Source organism: Bradyrhizobium sp. MOS002 (assembly GCF_003020115.1).
In the GTDB taxonomy this organism is placed as follows: Bacteria; Pseudomonadota; Alphaproteobacteria; order Rhizobiales; family Xanthobacteraceae; genus Bradyrhizobium.
In genome coordinates, this window is sequence record NZ_PYFX01000015.1 from 34,760 (window position 1) to 55,627 (window position 20,868).

Sequence of the window (20,868 nt, forward strand, 5' to 3'; positions counted from 1 at the left end):
ACAGAAGTTGAAGGGTGAATTTCCTATGCAGGCACAAGAAGGCGCGGCGGCCATGGTGATGGAACAGCCGGCCGTGGACACCGAGGCGATGACGACGGCGGCCGTGTCGGGGGATGCCCTGTTGCCGGTGCTGCTGCCGAATGTCGGTGGCCAGGTGACGAACGACGGCGCGGACGCGGCGAGATCGGACGAGGTACGCGGCCTGCTGGCTGCGATCCGCCGGCTCGAAGGCATCGTCGAAGAGGAGACGGCCGCACTCGCGACGGGCAAGAAGATCGACTTCGACGAGTTCAGCGCCCGGAAGAGCCGGAGCATGCTGGAATTCGTCCGCCTGATGCGGGCACGAATGCATCTCGGCGGCGAGGTCGAGATCACCGAGGAGATCCAGCGGCTGCGCGAGAAGCTCGAGCGTAACCGTGCCATCCTCGAAATGCATTACGATGCGGTGCGCGAGGTCGCGACCATCATCGTCAAGGCCATCAAGGACGCCGAGTCGGACGGCACCTATACCGGTCGCGCAGCACAGGACGGAAAATGATCAGACTCGTGCTGGCCGGGCTCTGGGTATGCATCCTCACCGCGGGAACGAGTTATGCCGTGGCCTATTGGAAGGAAAATGGCAGCCTGCTGCCTGCAAAGGACGAATATCTCGACGGGCTGCAGTACCAGAAGACGCGCGCCCTGAGCGTACCCATGGTCGAGAGTGGCAACGTGCAGGGCTACATCGTCGCTCGCTTCGTCTACACCGTGGAGGCGCGGACCATGCACCAGCTCAACGTTCCGCCCGAGCCGTTCGTCGTCGATGAAGCCTTCCGCAGGATCTATGCCGACGACCGACTCGATTTCAGAAAACTCGCCCGTTACGACCTCTCCATCCTCACGACGGCCATCAAGCAGCGTGTCAACGAGCGAATGCAGGCCGAAGTTGTCCAGGATGTCCTTGTCGAGGACTTCAATTACGTGTCGAAGGAAGAATTCCAGCAGAAGCCCTAGGCTATTACCGCTTCTGATTGGATCAGAAGCGCAGCGCTAGAATCATATTTGGACGCGAGCCGCAGCGTCGGTACTGCCGCGCCTCTGTTCGCCGTTGACGTCGCTGAAAGTACAACGGCCTCTGCGAAGGTGGTTCGCAGAGGCCGTTGTCGGTTTCGTGGCAGCGCGCTGCCGATCAGTTTCCGGCCGGATACGCCGTCGGAGCGGCATGCGCCCTGTTCAACAGGATGCCGACCTCGTCGAGTTCCTGCATCGGCACGTCGATGGTTTCGCCGGCCGGGATGTCGAGGCGGTACCCGACATAACGCCGGGCCACGATCGCATCGAAGCCGAGGCGGTCGCGGAGTTTCTTGCGCAGCTTGCTGACGTGGCTCTCGATTACACTCTCGTCGAATGTCGCTTCGAAGATGCCGTAGACCGCGTTGAAGATCTGCGTCTTGGTGACCCACTTGCCGTGGTTGCTGACCATATATTCGAGAATGCGCAGTTCGCGGCGGGGCAGGGTGAGAGCGTGGCCAGCGATCTCGGGGTCACGTCCGTTGAAGAAGACCTGGATCCTGGTCTCGCAGGGCCTCGGCAGTTCCCCGACCCGGCGGCGCGCAATTGCGGCCGTTCGGGCGAGGATCTCGCGGAGATGAATCGGCACGTGGACGACGTCATCGACGCCCGACTCGAAGAGCTCCAGCGTGTTCTTGAGCATCTTCTGGCCGCTCATGGCGATGATGGGAGCCGAGGAGCGTTTGCGCATCGCCCGCGGCAGGCTTCCGCGGGTGTCGCAATCCCCGAGGAGGAAGGCGTCCACCGCCGCCAGATCCGATTCACTCGCAGACTGCAGCCAGTCCCAGAATTCTCCGGAGGAGAAGCCGATCGACGATACACCTTCGCGAACGAGCCCTCCGACATAGCTGTTCGTGACGCTCTCGCGATCATCAACGATAATATACATCAGTTTTTCGCCCCTGTTTCGCACTTGTTGCGGCCGGTTCGTTGTTGTGATGCCCGGCTCGGCAACTGTGCTGTTTGACGATATTCCTTCCCGCGAACCGTTGTTATGGTTTCGATATTCGCGGGCAGCCCTACGCATTCAGTGCCTGCGTCTCGCAGGCCTGCTACTTCGACTCGATACTGAACGCTTACTGCGTGAGGCTCGGCGGGTGTCTTACGGATCACCTCGCGGAGCGGATTGAGAAAGCGACCTAGAACAGTTGCGCCAAGTTGCTCATCGCGTCCGAACGCTGCTGTACTGTGTCGATCCCCTCGCCAAGTGGCGAGAATCACTTGAGTAGGACCGTAACAATTGCCGATTTCCGATCAAGCGTCCGCAACTAAGCGATTGCTACACGTGCTTGATGCTGTTGGTTTGTTTCGAGTTGTTTCTTTGTATGTTCAATCGCAACAGTTGATTTGGAATTCGAACTAGTTTTGCACCGTGGCGGTTCTAAAGTTCCGCATCCCCGTATGATTACAGCTATTTTGGGTGGTGCTGCGCTTCATGCACATTGAGGGGTTTTCAACCCGGGATTGACTCTCCTCGGCGAGTTTCCACATGCGACAATTCGACTCATGTATGGCGAGGCGACTCCAGCTTGGCGAAATCTTGGCGAGGGTGTGTCTTTCGAGTCGCACTCTCGCCACGTGCGTGACGCGTTTGACTCATGTGACGTCGCATCGTGCCCGATGAAAAGTTTTCGACGCGCACGTTCCAGACAAGCTTCGACAAATAATGTCACCGTTCGACAGATCGAACCGAACGGAGCATTCTCGCATGTTGTCCGATGGACAAGCTCGTCCCAACGCGACCGCCGATGTTTCCGCAGCGGCGAAGCCGGCTGCGGAGACGCGCGATGCCAGGGACAATTCGGCGCCGACCGCCAATCCTTCTGCGACTGCCAAGCCTTCTGCGACTACCAAGCCTGCTGCGAACACCAAGCCTGCGTCGGCAGCAGCGAGCGATGAAGCTCTGGCGAAAGAGGCGCTCGAGGGTTTGAAGCGCATTCGCGCCAAGGCGCGCCTCGACAAGATGGCAATCCCCAAGCTTACGCCGACCGTAATCAAGCCGGCCGTGATCGTGGCCAAGCCGCCGCCGCCGCGTCCGACATGGGTCGCGCCGCTCGCGACATTGGCGGTCGCTGCGATCCTGGTGGTCTGCGCCTGCACCGGCGTGATCGCCTATCTCACCACGCAGCCCGCCCAGAGCAACGTCGCGGCCAATACTGAGATCAGGAATCTGCGCGAGACGGTGGCGCAACTGCGCAGGCAGGTGTCGGGCGTGTCCGATAATCTCGACGGCCTGCGCACCGCGGTCGATCAATCGAGCAAGGCGACCAATGACCGTTTTGGCCGTTTTGGCGAGAATCTGGACCGCATCGAACGGGTGAGCTCGTCCTCGACGGTGAAGCTCGACAAGCTTGCCCAGGCGCAGACGCAGGCTCCGGCGCCCGTCGTCTCACAGCCAATGCCGATGATGGCTTCGGCCGCTACGCCCGAGATCACGGGATCCGTAGCTCCGTCCGAGCGCATTTCGGCGTTGCGCAAGACGGTCAAGGGCTGGTCGGTCCGCCAGGCTTACGAGGGGATTGCGATCCTGCAAGGCCCCAACGGCGTCGTCGAGGCGGTGCTGGGACAACAGGTGCCCGGCCTTGGCCGCATCGAGGAGATCAGAAACGAGAACGGACGTCTGGTGGTTGAGTCCAGCGGGGGCGTCATCTATTCGTCGCGCAAGGCAACGCCCTGATCGAGGGCCGCCTTCTATTTGCGGTGATGCTCGAAGCTGGTGCATAGCAGATCGACCTCCGCCTCCGCGATCGGCGCCCGAAACAGGCGGCAGCTGAACTCGGCCGTCGTCCTGCTGTCCGTGGTGCCGCGATCTTCGCGGAGGAAGATGCATCGCTTGCAGACGTCGGTATGGTGCCGCTGTTCGGCTGCGTCCGACTGATCCAGAACGTGGCGGAGCGCGTCGCGGAAGCTGACCTTCGCCTCGTCCTCGAGGACGGTGATGGCCTCGACGAGGACGTTGACGGGGTCGCGCACCAGGAACTTCTTACCCTGTTGTGTCACGCTCAGCATCACGGACCGCTTGTCCTGGGCCGAGCGCTTTCGCTCGAGATAGCCGAGCCGCTCCAGCTCGCCGATGATGAACGAGGCTGTGCCGCGCGTGGTGCCGACGTAACTCGCGAGGGCCGACGGCGTCCGGGAAAACCGGTTGGCGCGGGAAAGGAAACGCAGCGCCATCCACTCGCGGTCGCGCAAGCCGTGCTTGGCGCCTTCGAACCACAGGATCCGGGCGACCTGTTCCAGCAGTTCAATCGATTCGCGAGCCAAGTTCATTTCAATTCCAGGTCGGTAAATCTTAATTCAATTGAGCTTTTGGTAGCGCAATCCGGGCGGGTGATAATGAAGATCCCGAAGGAGGTGGAACCTTCCGGCCGTGGAACTAGAGCGTCACGAAGAAAGTTCGAGTAAATCGCCCGGCTCAACTCTTCTGAAAATTTCAGTCAAATGACCGCGGTGTACGCGCAAATTCCGATAGCGCGGGATGTGCGTGCAACATGATGTGTCGTTGCGACCACCGCAAAGCCCATTTGTTGCGTCATGCGCTCGGAATTGGGCGAGCAGGCGGATCGGCCGCAACTCGTGGCAGCGGAAAGGGAGACGGAGGAACCGCCGTTTTCGGTTAATGGATGTTGCGTTGCAATGCGGCCAGGCGGTTAAATCGAAATAGGATCGAGCCCGGGAATGCCAGAGTGTCGTCCGTGATCGAGCAAGTGAAGCCGTTCAGCGTCAGGCGCGCAGCATTGGCCGCCACCGTCGGCAACATGCTCGAGTTCTACGACTTCATCACCTACAGCTTCTTCGCCATCCAGATCGGCCATACCTTCTTCCCGACGGGGAGCGAGTACCGCAGCCTGATGCTGTCGCTGGCGACCTTCGGCGCGGGTTTCGTGACGCGGCCGATCGGCGGAATCATGCTCGGGATCTATTCCGATCGGATCGGCCGGCGGCCTGCCATGCTGCTGAGCTTTGCGCTCATGGGGCTATCGATCCTGACCATCGCGCTCACGCCGTCCTATCAATCGATCGGCCTTGCCGCGCCCGTCATCGTGATCGCGGCGCGTATGGCGCAAGGCTTTGCCTTGGGCGGGGAGGTTGGACCGACCACCGCCTATCTGATCGAGATCGCTCCGCCCGAGCATCGCGCGCTGGTGGTGGCCTGGCAACCGGCGAGCCAGGAGATCGCCGCGACCGCGGGCGCGCTCGTTGGCGTCATCCTGAGCAGGACGATGGCGCCGGAGATGCTCGACGCCTATGGCTGGCGGGTGGCGTTCCTGATCGGGGCGGTGTGCCTGCCGTTCGGCTTCTGGATGCGTCGAACGCTGCCCGAGACGATCCCGCAGGCCGAAGCCGGTGCCCGCACAGCCGAGCACACCAGTCATTTTTCGCAGGCGAGACGGCACCTTGGCATCATCGGACTTGCGCTGATGATCCTGGCAAGCGGCACGATCTCGACCTACGTCACCCAGTATATGACGACCTATGCGCAGAACACGCTGCATGTGTCGTCGACCCTGGCTTTCACCGTGTCGTTGGTCAGCAACGGCATCCAGTTTCTCGGCGCGCTGGTCGGGGGCTGGCTGGCAGATCGTCTCGGTCGCAAGCCGGTGATGATCTGGCCGCAGCTCGCAACGCTGCTGCTGACCTACCCGACCTTCCTGTGGATCGTCCGTGCGCCCGGCGCGTTGTCGCTCCTGGTTGGTTTCGGCGTCCTGTCCGTCATCGGTTCGCTGCCGTTCACTGCGTTCTACGCGACCTTCACCGAGGCGCTGCCCCAGAACATCCGCGGCGGTGTGTTCGCGACCGTCTATGCGGTCGCGATCGCCAGCTTCGGCGGGACGGCGCAGCTCGTGGTGACCTGGCTCCTCCACGTCACCGGCAATCCGCTGGCGCCGGCCTGGTACCTGCTGCTTGCGGCGATCGTCGGACTTGTCGCGATGAGCCTGATGCCCGAAACCGCGCCGGTGAAACAGCGTCAGAACAAGACCTGAAAGCAAGGCCTGAAAGCGGCGCGCTCGCAGGCTGGTGATTTGCGTTTCACCGGCAATTGTTGGCGAATGCGTCGCCTGAAGGATCAGGGGCGCGCATCAGGAAGGACGAACCGATGAGTATCGAAACCACCATGACATCCGACGTCGTCGGGCTGACCAAGGTCGCCCCGGTCTCGCGCCGCGGATTCATGAGCGCCACCGCGGCGGTTGCGGCCGGCTACACGCTTGCGGCAGGGCCCGTGCGCGCCGAGGCGATCACCACTGATACCGGCGGCCTCCAGACCGGCGACGTCAAGATCAAGGTCGGCTCCGAGGAGATGCCTGCGTATTTCGCTCGCCCCGCCGGCAACACCAAGGCGCCGGTGATCATCGTGGCGATGGAGATTTTCGGCCTGCACGAATACATCAAGGACGTGACGCGGCGCCTCGCCAAGCTCGGCGCATTCGCGATCGCGCCCGACTATTATTTCCGCAAGGGCGTCGATTTGACCAAGGTCGCCGAGATCAAGGACCTGCTGCCGATCGTCAATGCCAAGCCGGACGGCGAACTGCTGTCCGATCTGGATGCGACGGTGGCTTGGGCGGGATCGCAGGGCGGAGACACCGCGAAGCTCGGCATCATCGGCTTCTGCCGCGGCGGACGCACCGTCTGGGAATATGCCGCTCATAGCGGCAGCCTCAAGGCTGGTGTTGCGTTCTACGGCACAGTGGTCGATCCCGCCAATCCGCTGTGGCCGAAGAGCCCGATGCAGCTCGCGCCCGAGATGAAGGCGCCGGTGCTCGGCCTCTATGGCGGCGCCGATACTGGTATTCCCGTCACTCAGGTCGAGCAGATGAAAGCCGCGCTCGAGCAGAACAAGAAGACGGCCGAATTCAAGATTTATCCGGAAGCGCCGCACGGCTTCCATGCCGACTACCGCGGCAGCTATCGCAAGGACGCCGCAGAAGATGCCTGGAAGCAAGCCCAAGCCTGGTTCAAGATGTATGGCGTGTTGAGCTGACGCTGATTTAGAAGGGCGGCCCGAGCGGCCGCCCTTTTTATTCCACGGCGTCGATCTCACTTCACCATCGCGCCATAGACGATGTCCTGCACCTGCTCGCGATAATATTTGCGCAGGTCGCCCGGCGCGGCCGTTCCCACCACCACCACGAGACGCTCCTTGGGGTCGCAGAAGAACTGCGTCCCGTAGGCGCCGTTCCAGGTGAACTCGCCGGGATTGCCGGGGACCGACGACAATCCCTCGCTGGTGCGGACCGCGACCGAGAGGCCAAAGCCGAAGCCGGCGCGATGCGGCTCGATGTTCGCCACGTTGTTCTTGATCTCCGGGCCGAGATGATTGGTCGTCATGTGATGCACGGTCTTGGGACCGAGGATGCGCTGGCCATCGAGCTCGCCGCCGTTGAGCAGCATCTGCCCGAAGCGGATATAGTCGCCGACGGTCGCAAACGAGCAGGCGCCGCCGCAGTCGGATTTTGTCGGCGTGTCCAACAGCTTGATGGCTTGCGGCTTGCCGGTCAGCGGATCATTGGCGAACGGGCGGGCGAGGCGAGGGCGCTGTGCGTCGGTCGGATGGAAGGTCGCGTCATTCATGCCGAGCGGCTGCCAGACATTGGCAGCGAGATAGTCGCCTAGCTTCTGCTCGCTCACCTTCTCGACGACGGCGCCGAGCACGTCGATCGAGAAGCCGTATTCGAACTCCGTCGAGGGCTGATGCGCCAGCGGCAGTTTGGTGATGCGATCGATGAAGGCCTGGGTGTCGCCTTCGATCGCCGGCGCGGTGCCTTCCGGATATTGCCGTGCCACCGGGCTCGCGCTGTCCGGGCGACCGCCATACATCAGGCCGGACGTGTGTCGATACAGATCGTGAATGAAGATCGGCGATGCCTGCGGTTCGAGTTTCAATGAACCGTCGCCCTGCTGAACGCCCACTTTCATGTCGGCAAAGCCGGGATAATAGTCGGACAGTTTGGCCTGGAGCGGCAGCTTGCCCTGTTCCATCAACGTCAGGCCCGCGACCGCGGCCATCGGCTTGGTCATCGAGGCCAATGCGAAGATCGCGTCAACAGGCATCGGCGTGCCCTTGTCCGGATCGAGCATGCCATAGGCCTTGTAGTGCACGAGCTTGCCGTCCCGCGCCACCGCCACGACGGCGCCGGGCACGCGCTTGGCGGCGATCTCGCGGGCGAAGAAATCGTCGAGCCGGACAAGGCCTTGTCTGGAGAAGCCCACATCGTCGGGATTGGTTTCGGGCAGCGGCGCGGCGCGCGCTACGCCGAACGTGATGACGGCAGCCGCCGCCGCGATCGTGGCGATCTTCTTCATTGAATCCTCCCAAGCGCGAGCTCGTTATGCAGTGGCCCGCTCGGTGGTTAGATCACGACCGCACCGGCGGGAAGTCAAGCGCGGGCAGGGCATGTCTGCAACGCCGGGAATGCCGGAACCCTATCGCCCTTCTCCAGCTTGCCACAACGCATCCAGGGCGTGACGGTAGGTAGGATAAGCAAGCGTGACGCCGAGCTCGCGCTTCAGTTTCGCGTTGGAAACACGGGCGCTGCTGGCATAGAAGCTGCGGGCCATCGCCGACATCTCCGCGGTCTCGAACGCCTCTTCGGGCGGCGGTGCCACATTCATCAGCTTCGCCGCGTAAGCAATCACATCCTGCGGCGGTGCCGGTTCGTCGTCGCAGACATTCCAGATGCCGCCGCTCCGGCGATTCACCGCGGCCATGATCGCGCTCGCAATGTCGTCGACGTGGATGCGGTTGAACACCTGTCCCGGCTTGATGATGCGCCGGGCCGTTCCAGCGCGCAGCGTCACCAGCGCGTTACGGCCGGGGCCGTAGATACCTGCAAGCCGCAGGATCGCGGCGTTGCCGCCGGTCGTGTCGGTCCAGGCCTGTTCCGCCGCGACCCGCAAGCGTGTGCGGTCGAGGCCGGCCTGCGGCAGCGTGCTCTCGTCGACCCAGCCGCCGGCGTGATCACCATACACGCCGATCGTGGACAAATAGACGGTCTTGCGGCCCCCGCCCGCCGCCAGCAGGCCAGAGAAGGCCGTGATGACGGGATCGCCGGCGCTGCCGGGCGGGATCGAGACGAGAAGGACATCCGCGTCTCTGATGCGTTCGACCGTCTCGCGTGCAGGACTGTTTCCGAAGAAGGCGTGTACCTCGACGCCGGCGAGATCGCCCCGCTGCGCGGGATCGCGCACCGTGCCGGCGATATGCGAGAAGCCGCCACCGAATAGGCGGACGAAATGCCGGGCACTGTAGCCGAGGCCAAGGATAAAGAGCCGCATACGTCTTCCTTGCAGGTCGGAGTTCCCGTTCGCGCCGCGGCGCGTCCTCCGCTCATAAGCAATTTTTGGGTCCGGCAAAAGATATTGCGATTTGTCTCGCCCGCCTGTGCAGGCGATGGTCGCTCGTCGGGAGGGACGCATCAATCATGCAGGCAGAAGCGCCCGCCATCATGCTGTCTGACGCGGCTCAGCTGGTCCGCCGCGCCGCCGCGCTGATTTTCGATGTCGACGGCACCTTGGCCGAGACCGAGGAGCTGCATAGGCAGGCCTTCAACCATGCCTTCACCCGCCACGGTCTCGACTGGCAGTGGGACCGGGCCGTCTACAAGGAGCTACTTCGGGTCACAGGTGGCAAGGAACGGATCCGCGCCCACCATGAAAGGCTGCGGGTCGCTCCGCCACTGTCGGATGTGGACATCGCGGAACTGCACCGCATCAAGACTGCGCATTATGCCGAACTGGTCGAGACCGGCTGCTGTCCCTTACGGCCCGGGGTGGCGGATCTCCTCGTCGCCGCCAAGGCGCGCGGCCAGCGGCTCGCGATCGCGACGACCACGTCGCACGGCAATATCGATGCGCTGCTGTCGCGGGCTCTGGGAAAGCGCTGGGCCGCGGATTTTGATGCGATCGCCGCCGGGGATGACGTGCGGCATAAAAAGCCTGCGCCGGATGTCTATTTCGAGATCCTGGCGCGGCTGAAGCTCAACGCGTCCGACTGCGTCGCGATCGAGGATTCCGCCAACGGCCTGATCGCAGCCTCACGGGCGAACATTCCCGTGCTCATCACCAGAAGCATATTTTTCCGGGATGATGATTTTAGCCGGGCGCGGGTCGTGCTGGATGATCTGTCGGGGCTCGGATGAGGCGGCAAAACAAAAAAACTGAAAAACAACCCCATGCACAGTAGAATGTGGCTGCGGGCCGGCCGGCCTCAATGGACGCGGTGGCTCGCTCTATCATCCTCAGCTTGCTCGACAATCTGCGCGATCGGGCTCGACTGGTGGTGCACCAGGCGCCAGTCGTCGCCGACGCGCCGAAAATGGTTGGCAGCGGCCAATGCCGTGCCGTCGACGATCTCGATGCAGAGCACGCGGGCGCTGTCGCCATCGACGATGGCCTGCGGTTCCGCGCAGACGATCTGCGGCCGTTCCGGACTCTGCAGGATGTCGCGCCAGCTTCCGATCACCGTGGCCCGGCCGATGATGGCCGGCCAGCCGGGATGGATGCAGGAAATGGCGTCATCGTCCGCCCACATCCGCTCCATTCCGTCGAAATCGCCGGTCGAAAAGGCGGCGTAGAACGCTGCGTTCGCGGCGATCACCTTGCTGTCCTTTGCCATGCCTCTCGGGTGGGGCAATGACACGAAAAAATCAAGCGCGACTTCCGTCGACTTTCCGTTCGACCTGGACCGCAATGCAGCATTGCTGCCCGTTTTGTGGTCAAGCCGAGACCAGCGTCTCCACCGCACGCCGCGCGCCATCCTTGTAGAGCCGGCCGAGCGCCGCGGTCACGGCCTCGCACAGGCGCGGCTCGGCGCCCAGCGGCCCGAACACTTTTCCGACGCCGAGCAGCGCGGGCGCCAATCGTTCGGCGACGGGACCCGCCTCGCGCGCCAGCGCAGCGAACTCGGCGGCGAGCGGATCGCGCACGTCGATGGTGCGGCCCTTCTCGTCGAGGCCGGTGACGTAGCGCATCCAGCCGGCCACCGCGAGCGCATGCGTCGCGATCGGCAGGTTCCTGGCGAGACGATCCTGGGTCGCGCCAAGCAGGCGCTGCGGCAGCTTTTGCGAACCGTCCATCGCGATCTGCCAAGTGCGGTGATGCAGTGCCGGATTCGCGAAGCGCTTGAGCAGCGAGGCGCGATAGGCAGCCAGATCTGCGCCGGCAGGCATCGTCAGCGTCACCGCGGCCTCTTCCATCACCTGCGCGGCGAGGCGCGCGAAATGCGGATCCCGCATGGTGTCGGCGATGGTCTCGTAGCCGGCGAGATAGCCGAGATAGGCCAGCGCCGAATGGCTGGCGTTGAGCAGCCGCAGCTTCATCAGCTCGAACGGCTTGACGTCGTTCACCAGTTCGACGCCGGCGGCGGCAAGGTCGGGCCGGCCCGCCGTAAAGCGATCCTCGACCACGCATTGCGTGAACGGCTCGGTCATGACGGGCCATGCGTCGCGCAAACCGAGCGCCGATGAAACCGCAGCGCGGTCTCCATCCGTCGTCTCCGGCACGATGCGGTCGACCATGGTCGAGGGGAAGGCCACCGTATCCGCGATCCACTTGCCGAGATCCTTCGACCGCAGCGCGGCGAATTGCGTCACGATCCGCTGCACGGTGTGGCCGTTGGCGGCGAGGTTGTCGCAGCTCAGCACGGTGAAGGGGGCAAGACCCTGCGCCCGCCGCCTCGCCAGCGCAGCCACGATGAAACCGGGTGCCGAGCGCGGCGCGTCGAAATTGTTGAGATCGTGCACGACGTCAGGATGGCGCTCGTCGAGATCGCCGGTCTGCGGCGTATGGCAATAGCCCTTCTCGGTGACGGTGAGGGAGACGATGCGAATGGCAGGATCGGCCATCCGCTCGACCAATCGTGCCGGGTTCTCACGCGCGACCACGCTGTCGAGCAGCGCGCCGAGGATGCGGTGCTCGGTGCCTTCGGCCGCACGAATGGCAACCGTATAGAGATGATCCTGCGGGGCGAGGGCGTCGCGCGTGTCCGGGCTGCGCAGGCTGGCGCCGATGATGCCCCAGGATGTGGCGCCGGCGGCAAGGCAATCGTCGATGACGACGGCCTGGTGGGCGCGATGAAACGCGCCAAGGCCGAGATGCACGATGCCGGAGGTGACGCGCGAACGGTCGTAGGCGGGGCGGCGGATGCCGGGTGGCAGCCGGTCGAGATTGGCGCGGCCAAGGCGCGTCGAACCAGGGCGCATGGACGTCTCCCTTTGCTTTGCCGCTGCTTGACATGGCACCTGTCCTCGGTCAATGCTGCGGTCAATTGGTAAGACCAATTTTCCAAAATTGGCGGGCCGCTGGCGGCAAGAGCTGCCGGCATGACCCTTTCGGGAGGACCAGCGTGCCGCTGGAAGCTGTGGAGGCGAGACGGCTTTATCGCCAGGTCGCCGATCAATTGCGAAACCTGATCGACAGCGGCGAGTACGCGGTCGGCAGCCGCTTGCCGACCGAACGCGAGCTCGCCGAGCAGCTCAAGATTTCCAGGCCGACGGTGCGCGAAGCCCTGATCGCGCTCGAAGTCGAGGGCCGCCTCCGCATCCGCGTCGGTTCCGGCATCTATGTGATCGAGCCCGCGGCGGTTGCGACGACCGCGCCAGCTTCGGTCATCGAAGGCCCGTTCGAGCTGCTGCGCGCCCGCGAGTTCCTGGAAAGTGCCATCGCCGAAGAAGCCGCGCGCGTGGCGACGAAGGACGACGTTGCCCACATCGATGCGTCCCTTGTCGCGATGGAGAATGTAGAACACCCCGGTGAAGCCTCAATGGTCCACGACCGCGCCTTCCACGTCGCGATCGCTGGAAGCCTGGGCAATGCCGTTCTGGTGCGCGTGGTCGGCGAGTTGTTCGACCAGCGCCTCAATCCCTATTTCGCGCAGCTTGCGCATTATTTCGAGAGCCCGGGCACCTGGCGCACTGCGCTCGACGAGCATCGCGCGGTGCGCGACGCGATCGCGGCGCACGATGCCGGGGCCGCGCGCGATGCGATGCGCGATCATCTCGCGAGATCCCAGGAGCGCTTTGCGCAGAACTTCGGCGCCGAGAAGGCGGCAGGCCCGTCTTCCGGGCGCGCGACGCGATCGACGGCAAAGCCTTTAAAGCCGGAACGCGCGCCGAAGAAGAAGGGAGCTGCGAGCAGCAGCGCTCGACGGTGATGAGATCGTGCGGCCCGCACCCGCGTCGGGGGCGGGCGGACAAGACGCAGATTTAAAAGAAGCAGACTTGAAAAATGGAGGAAAAGTCAGTGTTGAAAAAGATGACAATGGTGCTGGCGGTCTCGGCCGCGGCAATGTGTGCGGCGACCGGTTCCGGCATGGCGCAGACCAAGCTCAAATGGGCCCACGTCTACGAGACCTCCGAGCCGTTCCACACTGCTTCGGTCTGGGCCGCGCAGGAAATCGGCAAGCGCACCAACGGGCGCTATGCGATCGACGTCTATCCGGCGTCGCAGCTCGGCAAGGAGGCCGACATCAACCAGGGCCTTTCCCTCGGTTCGGTCGACATCATCATCTCCGGCTCGAGCTTCGCGGCCAAGAGCTTCCCGCCGATCGGCGTGACCTATTATCCCTACACCTTCCGCGATGCCGATCATCTGCTCGCCTACACCAAGAGCGACATCTTCAAGGAGCTCACCAAGGGTTACGAGGACAAGAGCGGCCATCACATCGTCGCGGTGACCTATTACGGGGTGCGCCAGACTTCGTCGAACAAGCCGATCAAGACCTGTGCCGACCTCAAGGGCCTGAAGATGCGCGTGCCCGACGTTCCCGCTTATCTGGCGATGCCGCGCGCCTGCGGCGCCAACACCGCGCCGATCGCGTTCGCCGAAGTCTATCTCGCGCTCCAGAACGGGACCGTCGAGGCCCAGGAGAATCCGCTCACCACAATCGAGGCCAAGAAGTTCTACGAGGTGCAGAAGCACATCGTGCTGACCGGCCACATCGTCGACCACCTCAACACGGTGGTGGCCGGTGCGCTCTGGAAGAAGCTCAGCGACGAGGACAAGAAGATCTTCACCGACGTCGCGCAGGAGGCCGCCGCCAAGGCGACCGCGGAGATCAAGCAGAACGAGGCCAAGCTGGTCGCTTTCTTCAAGGAGAAGGGCCTGACCGTGACCGAGGTCGACAAGAACGAGTTCCGCGACACCGTGCTGAAGAACGTCGCGTTCGAGACCTTCGGCTATCGCAAGGCCGACTGGGAACGGATCCAGGCGGTGAAGTGACGACGTAGTCGTCATCCCGGGGCGGTCCGTAGGACCGAGCTACGGTGCGCAATTGCGCACCTGAGAATCTCGAGGTTCCGGGTCTGGTGCTAACGCACCATCCCGGAACGACGTGACCAGTTTGAGGAGTAACCCCATGTCCACCGCCGAAACGCACCGGCAGATCACCGCGGACGAGATCGCCCACACCTTCGAGGAGGAGGCGACACCCAAGGTCGATCTCGGCATCTACGCTTTCGAGGACTGGGTCGCGCTGGCGATCTTTTGGGTGATGGCGCTCGCCGTCTTCCTCCAGTTCTTCACCCGCTACGTGCTCAACGACAGTTATGCCTGGACCGAGGAGATCGCGACCTACTGCCTGATCGGCGTGGTCTTCATCGGCTCCTCGATGTGCGTGCGGCTGTCGCGGCACATCCAGGTCGATCTCATCTACCGCTATCTGCCGCACCTCGTGGCGCGCGCGCTGTCGACGGTGATCGACCTGATCCGGATCGCATTCTTCGGCTACGCCATCAAGCTGGTCTGGGTCTACATCCAGATCATCGGCGACGAGTCCATGACCACAATCAATCTGCCCAAGGACTACGTCTACTACGCCGTGCTGGCCGGCTTCGTGCTGATGTTCGTGCGCTCGGTGCAGGTGGCAATACAACATTTGCGACAGGGCTATTCGATCCTCGAACGTCCCGGCGCCTACGACGGTTTTGAAGGGTAAGGTCATGCTGCTGTTGCTTGGAGGCTTTCTCATCCTGATGCTGCTCGGCGTTCCCGTGGCGATCGCCATGGCCGCGTCGTCGCTGCTCTACATCCTGGTCAGCGGCGTGACGCCCGACGTCACGCTGGCGCAGCGCATGATCGCGGGCGTCGAGAGCTTTCCGCTGCTCGCCGTGCCGTTCTTCATTCTGGCCGGCAATCTCATGAACATCGCGGGCGTCACCGGGCGCATCTACAAGTTCGCCGTCGCGCTGGTCGGCTGGATGCGCGGCGGCCTCGGCCACGTCAATATCATCGGCTCGGTGATCTTCTCCGGCATGTCCGGCACCGCGATCGCGGATGCCGCGGGTCTCGGTACCATCGAGATCAAGGCGATGAAGGACCACGGCTACTCCACGGAATTCTCCGTCGGCGTCACCGCGGCCTCCGCCACGCTCGGGCCCATCATCCCGCCGTCGCTGCCTTTCGTGATCTATGGCATGATGGCGAACGTCTCGATCGGCGCGCTGTTTCTTGGGGGCGTCATTCCAGGCGTCGTGCTGACGCTGCTCATGATGGCCACCGTCACCTACTTCGCGCACAAGAACAAATGGGGCAGCGATACGCCGTTCTCCTGGCCGCAATTGGGATCGGCCGGGCTCGAGATCATCGTCGTATTGAGCTTCCCGATGGCCGTCTGGCTTCTGACGGTCGCCGGTCTCTCCACCAATTGGGCGGTTGGTCTCGGCCTGTTCGCGCTGCTCGCGATCGACTGGTACTTCGACTTCTCCGCGGTGATGGCGCTGATGGCGCCGGTGATCCTGATCGGCGGCATGACGCTCGGCTGGTTCACCCCGACGGAAGCCGCGGTCGCCGCCGTGATCTGGTCGCTATTCCTCGGCCTGGTACGCTACCGCACCATGACGATGAAAACGGTCGCGAAAGCGACGTTCGACACCATCGAGACCACGGCGTCGGTTCTTTTCATCGTCACCGCAGCGTCGATCTTCGCCTGGCTGCTGACGGTGTCGCAGGCAGCTCAGATGCTGTCGGACTGGATGCTCAGCATCACCCACAACAAATGGGTGTTCCTCGCGCTTGCCAACGTCCTGATCCTGTTCGTCGGCTGCTTCATCGACACCACGGCGGCGATCACCATTCTGGTGCCGATCCTGTTGCCGATCGTGCTCAAGCTCGGCATCGACCCGATCCATTTCGGTCTGATCATGACGCTGAACCTGATGATCGGCCTGTTGCATCCGCCGCTCGGCATGGTCTTGTTCGTGCTCGCGCGCGTCGCAAAACTCTCGGTCGAGCGCACGACGATTGCGATCCTGCCGTGGCTGGTGCCGCTGATGATTGCGCTGATCGCAATTACCTACATCCCCGAATTGACCCTCTGGCTGCCGAAATACATGGGACTTTCCAAATGACATCCACAGCTCTCGCCGCAACCCTGTTCGGTCCCGAAGATCTGCGCATGATCGAGCATCCGCTCGACAAGCTCGCCGAAGGCATGGTGCGCCTCCGCTTCGGCGCCGGCGGCATCTGCGGCTCGGACATGCATTATTTCCGTCATGCCCGGACCGGCGATTTCGTGGTGAAATCGCCGCTGGTGCTCGGCCACGAGATCTCCGGCGAGGTGGTGGAGATCGCGGGCTCCGCGGCGAACCTGAAGCTCGGCGATCGTGTCGCCGTCAACCCGTCGCGCTGGTGCGGCCATTGCGTCGCTTGCCGCGAAGGCCGGCAAAACCTCTGCGAAAATATCTACTTCATGGGCTCCGCCTCGAAGACGCCGCACATGCAGGGCGGCTTCGCCAATTACTTCGATGCGATCCCGGCGCAGTGCGTGAAGATCCCCGATCACGTCTCCTATCAGGCCGCGGCGCTGGCCGAGCCGCTCGCGGTCTGCCTGCATGCGGTGGCGCGTGCCGGCAACATCGAAGGCAAGCGCGGCATCATTTTCGGTGCCGGTCCGATCGGGCTTCTGACCATGCTCGCCGCGCGCCGCGCCGGCATGACCGACATCACGGTGGCCGACATCGCGCCGGCTCCGCTGGCCTTTGCGACCCGGCTCGGCGCCTCTCACGTCGAGAATGTCGCAGCCGGCGAGGAAGGCCTGAAGGCGCAGGCCGCGTCGCGCCCCTACGATGTCGCGTTCGAAGTCTCGGGCACGGCTGCGGGCCTTGCCAGTGCGATCGGTATCATCAGGCGCGGCGGTGTTGTGGTGCAGATCGGCAATTTGCCGGGTGGCCAGATTCCAGTGCCGGCCAATGCGGTGATGGCCAAGGAGATCGACCTGCGCGGCTCGTTCCGCTTCGGGCTCGAATTCATGACGGCGGTGGAGCTGATTGCGGACGGCAGCGTCGACGTGCTGTCGCTGGTCACCGCCGAGCGGCCGCTGTCCACCGCGCCGGACGCCCTGCGGCTGGCGCTCGACCGCTCGCAGAGCGTCAAGGTCGTGCTGACCGCGAACTGATCCGGGAGAATTTTGATGATGCTCGAGGGATGGCGCTGGTACGGGCCCGATGATCCGGTCTCGCTCGACGATGTCAGGCAGGCCGGGGCGAGCGATATCGTCTCGGCGCTGCATCAGGTGCCGATCGGGGAAGCCTGGACGCGCAAGGCGGTCGAGGAGCGCAAGAACTTTATCGAGAACGGCCAACCCGGCCGTTCGCAGCTGACCTGGTCGGTGGTGGAATCGATTCCGATCCCCGACGACGTCAAGCGTCTCGGGGCCAAGGCAACGCGCTCGATCGAGACATGGATCGCCAGCCTGGAGGCGGTCGCCGCCGCCGGCATCAAGATCATCTGCTACAACTTCATGCCCGTCGTGGATTGGTGCCGCACCGATCTCGAATGGGAGCTGCCGAACGGCGCCCGTGCCATGCGCTTCGACCAGGACCGTTTCGCAGCCTTCGAGCTGCATATCCTGAAGCGGCCGGCCGCCGCCGCCGAGTATTCGCCGGAGCAGCAGGCGCGTGCGAAAAAGCTGTTCGACCGGATGAGCCAGGCCGATATCGACTATCTCGTCATGGTCATCGCCAGCGCGCTGCCGGGCTCGACCACCGAGCCGATGACGATCCCGCAATTCCGCGATCGGCTCGAAACGTATCGCGACATCACGCCGAAAATCCTGCGGCAGCATCTCGCCGAGTTTCTGGGGCGCGTCACACCCGTCGCCGAGCAGCTTGGGGTCTCATTGACACTGCATCCGGACGACCCGCCGCGCCCGCTGTTCGGCCTGCCGCGCGTCGCGTCCAGCGCCGATGACTATCAGGCGTTGTTCGATGCGGTGCCGTCAAAGGCGAATGGTATCTGCCTGTGCACGGGGTCGCTCGGCGTGCGCGCCGAGAACGATCTCCCCGCGATGGCCGAGCGTTTCGGTCCGCGCATCGCCTTTGCGCATCTGCGCGCGACCAAACGCGAGGCGGATGGCCTGTCGTTCTACGAGTCCGATCATCTCGACGGTGACGTCGACATGGTCGCGGTGCTGAAGGTGCTGCTGAAGGAGAACGCGCGGCGTTCGCCCGACGCAAGAATCGTGTTCCGGCCCGATCACGGCCATCGCATGCTCGATGATCTCGCGGCGACCAAGCGCACCAATCCGGGCTACACCGCGATCGGTCGCCTCCGCGGTCTCGCCGAGCTCCGCGGCGCAATCCGCGCGATCGAGCATCGATAGAGGCCAAAACTCTACCCACACCGTCATTGCGAGCGCAGCGAAGCAATCCAGAATCCCTCCGCGGAAAGACTCTGGATTGCTTCGCTACGCTCGCAATGACGCGGAGGGAGAGGTGCCTCGTCTCAACCTTGTCCTCTTAAGCGGGAAGGCAGAATACGTCCCGGGCACGCGCACAGATTGTCAAGGTTCCAGCCGTATGCGAAGGTAGCGCCATTCCGTTTTCGATCGACGCATTGCAGCAATAAGCCATTTAGGAGCTTGATGTGAGCATTCTGGTCGAACTTCCTCCCGATCAATATGACCGGCGGGCATTTGCAAAATTCAACGAGACATCAACCGGCTTCGATCTCGACATCGCTCGCGCGATGATGTGGATGTCGCAACTCGCGTACGAGACCCATGTGCCGGACACGATCAACAGGGTCTCTCCGTTCTGGGATCTGTCCGGCGTCAAGCTGCTGAGCCAGCCGGCGCATTCGACGCTGCCGCTGACCGACACGCGCGGGATCATCGCGAGCAAGGGCAACGCAACCATTGTCGCCTTCGCCGGCACCGACCCGCTTCATCTCCTGAACTGGGTCAGCGATTTCACGCTTGGCCGACCGAAGGCGCCCGTGCACCAGGGGTTCGTCGATGCGGCGGCGGCCGTGTGGGACGACGTGAAGAGCGCACTGGCGGCAGCGCTGGCGCGAAAATCACCGATATTCATCACTGGGCACAGCCTCGGCGCCGCGATCGCGGTGGCAACGGCGGACTTCGCGCGGGAGCAGCTCCAGCTCGCGGATGCGCAGATCTATCTTTACGGTTGTCCGCGCGTGGCCCGCGACGATTTCGTCGCCCTCTACAACGGCACGTTCGGCAGGACGACCTATCGTCTCGTGCACGGCACCGACATCGTCCCTACCGTGCCTCCGCCCGGGCTCGGCTTTCATCACGTCGGCCGTTATCTCGCCTGTGCACGCGGCGCCAAATTCAGCGCCAGCCAGCTCACGACGAATGTTGGTTCGGATGAGCCGATGGCGAATGCTGGAATTGGTGAGCAGGTCCGCAATCTCCTCAGCGGCGTATCCGAGAATACGCGGTCGGATGTCGTCGGCAGGCTCACGGTGCTGCTGCCGGCGGGGATCGGCGATCACCTGCCCGATCGTTACTGTGCCGCGCTGACACCCGCCTAGACCCCGGTTTTGACGCGTTTTCTTCACGCGAACCGGTATCCAGGTCGCTCGAAATCGCTCTAGTAGCAAGCCGCCATCGCGCCGAGCTTCGGATAGAGCCGGTCGATCGCGGCGATCTCGCTTTTCATCTGCGCGGTGATCCAGTCGCGAATCTCGGCGGCGATGGGGCGCATCGGCCGGTTGCGCGGTGGCAGGAATTCGCAGATGCGCCGTGTGGTGGTGAGCGTGTCGGAGGCCGGCACCAGCGCACCGGTCAGCATCCAGTGCGAGGCGACCGTCAGCCAACCGAGCGCGATGCCCTGGCCGAGCAGGGCGGCCTGCATCACGACGGCATAGTCCGTGAAGCTCAGCGCTTTGGCCGCACCGCGGCGCCCCGTGAGAAGCGATGCGTAATCCGCGGCCCAGTCGCCCGGCGTCTCGGCGAGCCGAATGATGGTGTTGCCTTCGGCGGGATCGGTTTCGCCGAGATAGGCAGGGCTGCACATCGGCAGCATGACTTCCTTCATCACCAGCGTGCCGCCGGATGACGGCTCCTCGCGATCGCGGAAGCGCATGCCGAGATCGACATTTTCCACCGGTCCGCGCAGCGCGCCGGAGATCAGCTGAAAGCGCAAATCGACCTGAGGAAATTGCTTCTGCAGCTTGTCGATGCGCGGCATCAGCCAATGCGTGGTGAAGGCGGAGGAGACCGACAGCGTCACAGTCTCGGTGCCCTTGCGGCGCCGCTCGATCTCGACCAGCCCGCTCTCGATGCTGCGAAAGCCTTCGAGCACGCGGCGATACAACAGTTCGCCTTCCTCGGTGAGCACCGCGCGTCCTGCCTTGCGATCGAACAGGCGGACGCCGAGATGGTCCTCGAACTGACCGAGCATCCGGCTCACCGCAGGCTGGGTGACGTTCAGTTCGGCGGCCGCCGCCGTGAAGCTGCCATTGCGCGCCGCTGCGTCGAAGACGAACAGGGCGTTACTTGAGGGGAGCATCCGGCGCAGCTCGGGCATAACGCCATGTTATGAGCCGGGTGAGAATTTGGCAATTGCCGAGTTT

The 20,868-nt window shown here is 63.5% G+C and carries 20 protein-coding genes; 13 read left to right on the top strand and 7 right to left on the bottom strand.

The annotated features are described in order from the left end of the window. Positions 1–25: 25 nt before the first annotated feature. Both C7G41_RS29345 and C7G41_RS29350 read left to right on the top strand, forming a co-directional pair. Entirely contained in the window at positions 26–538 is a 513-nt protein-coding gene (locus tag C7G41_RS29345; RefSeq protein ID WP_106945794.1) for a flagellar biosynthesis protein FlgN, read from the top strand. Further along, on the top strand, positions 535–993 hold the full coding sequence (locus C7G41_RS29350) for a hypothetical protein (protein ID WP_018453988.1): 459 nt from the start codon (positions 535–537) through the stop codon (positions 991–993). The genes C7G41_RS29345 and C7G41_RS29350 overlap by 4 nt, the downstream gene beginning before the upstream one ends. A gap of 175 nt (positions 994–1,168) precedes the next feature. On the opposite strand, the gene C7G41_RS29355 is transcribed toward C7G41_RS29350, so the two are convergent. After that, positions 1,169–1,939 (bottom strand): response regulator transcription factor, encoded by a 771-nt coding sequence (locus C7G41_RS29355; RefSeq protein WP_199198673.1) that lies wholly within the window; start codon positions 1,937–1,939, stop codon positions 1,169–1,171. Positions 1,940–2,758: 819 nt separating this feature from the next. Here C7G41_RS29355 and C7G41_RS29365 point away from each other — a divergent pair. Then, positions 2,759–3,727 carry a hypothetical protein gene (locus C7G41_RS29365; RefSeq protein WP_106945796.1) on the top strand — a complete coding sequence of 323 codons (969 nt, stop codon included), beginning with the start codon at positions 2,759–2,761 and terminating at the stop codon, positions 3,725–3,727. 14 nt (positions 3,728–3,741) lie between these two features. On the opposite strand, the gene C7G41_RS29370 is transcribed toward C7G41_RS29365, so the two are convergent. After that, positions 3,742–4,320, bottom strand: a complete 579-nt coding sequence (locus C7G41_RS29370) for a MarR family winged helix-turn-helix transcriptional regulator (RefSeq protein ID WP_106945797.1) — start codon at positions 4,318–4,320, stop codon at positions 3,742–3,744. A 425-nt stretch (positions 4,321–4,745) separates the two neighbouring features. Between C7G41_RS29370 and C7G41_RS29375 the strand changes: the two genes are divergently transcribed. Next, complete coding sequence (locus tag C7G41_RS29375; RefSeq protein WP_106945873.1) at positions 4,746–6,035, top strand: MFS transporter; 1,290 nt, start codon at positions 4,746–4,748, stop codon at positions 6,033–6,035. Between the two features lie 113 nt (positions 6,036–6,148). Further along, positions 6,149–7,036 carry a dienelactone hydrolase family protein gene (locus tag C7G41_RS29380; RefSeq protein WP_106945798.1) on the top strand — a complete coding sequence of 296 codons (888 nt, stop codon included), beginning with the start codon at positions 6,149–6,151 and terminating at the stop codon, positions 7,034–7,036. A gap of 56 nt (positions 7,037–7,092) precedes the next feature. Here C7G41_RS29380 and C7G41_RS29385 read toward each other — a convergent pair whose 3' ends face one another. Then, on the bottom strand, positions 7,093–8,358 hold the full coding sequence (locus C7G41_RS29385) for a serine hydrolase (protein ID WP_106945799.1): 1,266 nt from the start codon (positions 8,356–8,358) through the stop codon (positions 7,093–7,095). 120 nt (positions 8,359–8,478) lie between these two features. Further along, a complete protein-coding gene (locus C7G41_RS29390; protein WP_106945800.1) occupies positions 8,479–9,330 on the bottom strand; it encodes an SDR family oxidoreductase in 852 nt (283 codons plus the stop codon). A 146-nt stretch (positions 9,331–9,476) separates the two neighbouring features. Here C7G41_RS29390 and C7G41_RS29395 point away from each other — a divergent pair, with 146 nt between their 5' ends. Next, positions 9,477–10,193, top strand: coding sequence for an HAD family hydrolase (locus C7G41_RS29395; RefSeq protein WP_199198674.1), 717 nt, complete (start codon positions 9,477–9,479; stop codon positions 10,191–10,193). A gap of 68 nt (positions 10,194–10,261) precedes the next feature. Here the strand turns inward: C7G41_RS29395 and C7G41_RS29400 are convergent, their stop codons facing one another. Both C7G41_RS29400 and C7G41_RS29405 read right to left on the bottom strand, forming a co-directional pair. Further along, positions 10,262–10,669 carry a nuclear transport factor 2 family protein gene (locus C7G41_RS29400; RefSeq protein ID WP_106945801.1) on the bottom strand — a complete coding sequence of 136 codons (408 nt, stop codon included), beginning with the start codon at positions 10,667–10,669 and terminating at the stop codon, positions 10,262–10,264. A 100-nt stretch (positions 10,670–10,769) separates the two neighbouring features. Continuing rightward, entirely contained in the window at positions 10,770–12,254 is a 1,485-nt protein-coding gene (locus C7G41_RS29405) for a mannitol dehydrogenase family protein (protein ID WP_106945802.1), read from the bottom strand. A gap of 143 nt (positions 12,255–12,397) precedes the next feature. Between C7G41_RS29405 and C7G41_RS29410 the strand changes: the two genes are divergently transcribed. The 7 genes from C7G41_RS29410 (at position 12,398) to C7G41_RS29440 (ending at position 19,824) form a co-directional block, all read left to right on the top strand. Then, positions 12,398–13,204: a FadR/GntR family transcriptional regulator gene (locus C7G41_RS29410; RefSeq protein ID WP_106945803.1), complete on the top strand. Its 807-nt coding sequence runs from the start codon at positions 12,398–12,400 to the stop codon at positions 13,202–13,204. A gap of 107 nt (positions 13,205–13,311) precedes the next feature. After that, the gene (locus C7G41_RS29415) at positions 13,312–14,271 is read left to right on the top strand and encodes a sialic acid TRAP transporter substrate-binding protein SiaP (RefSeq protein WP_199198682.1); all 960 of its coding nucleotides are present in this window, start codon (positions 13,312–13,314) and stop codon (positions 14,269–14,271) included. Positions 14,272–14,407: 136 nt separating this feature from the next. Beyond that, positions 14,408–14,986: a TRAP transporter small permease gene (locus tag C7G41_RS29420; RefSeq protein WP_106945805.1), complete on the top strand. Its 579-nt coding sequence runs from the start codon at positions 14,408–14,410 to the stop codon at positions 14,984–14,986. Between the two features lie 4 nt (positions 14,987–14,990). Further along, a complete protein-coding gene (locus tag C7G41_RS29425; RefSeq protein ID WP_106945806.1) occupies positions 14,991–16,397 on the top strand; it encodes a TRAP transporter large permease in 1,407 nt (468 codons plus the stop codon). Next, positions 16,394–17,443, top strand: a complete 1,050-nt coding sequence (locus tag C7G41_RS29430) for an L-idonate 5-dehydrogenase (RefSeq protein WP_106945807.1) — start codon at positions 16,394–16,396, stop codon at positions 17,441–17,443. Before C7G41_RS29425 ends, C7G41_RS29430 begins: the two co-directional genes overlap by 4 nt. Before the next feature lie 15 nt (positions 17,444–17,458). Continuing rightward, a complete protein-coding gene (uxuA, locus tag C7G41_RS29435) occupies positions 17,459–18,649 on the top strand; it encodes a mannonate dehydratase (RefSeq protein WP_106945808.1) in 1,191 nt (396 codons plus the stop codon). Between the two features lie 263 nt (positions 18,650–18,912). Beyond that, entirely contained in the window at positions 18,913–19,824 is a 912-nt protein-coding gene (locus C7G41_RS29440; RefSeq protein ID WP_106945809.1) for a lipase family protein, read from the top strand. Positions 19,825–19,883: 59 nt separating this feature from the next. Here the strand turns inward: C7G41_RS29440 and C7G41_RS29445 are convergent, their stop codons facing one another. After that, the gene (locus tag C7G41_RS29445) at positions 19,884–20,822 is read right to left on the bottom strand and encodes a LysR family transcriptional regulator (RefSeq protein WP_106945810.1); all 939 of its coding nucleotides are present in this window, start codon (positions 20,820–20,822) and stop codon (positions 19,884–19,886) included. Positions 20,823–20,868 lie beyond the last annotated feature (46 nt).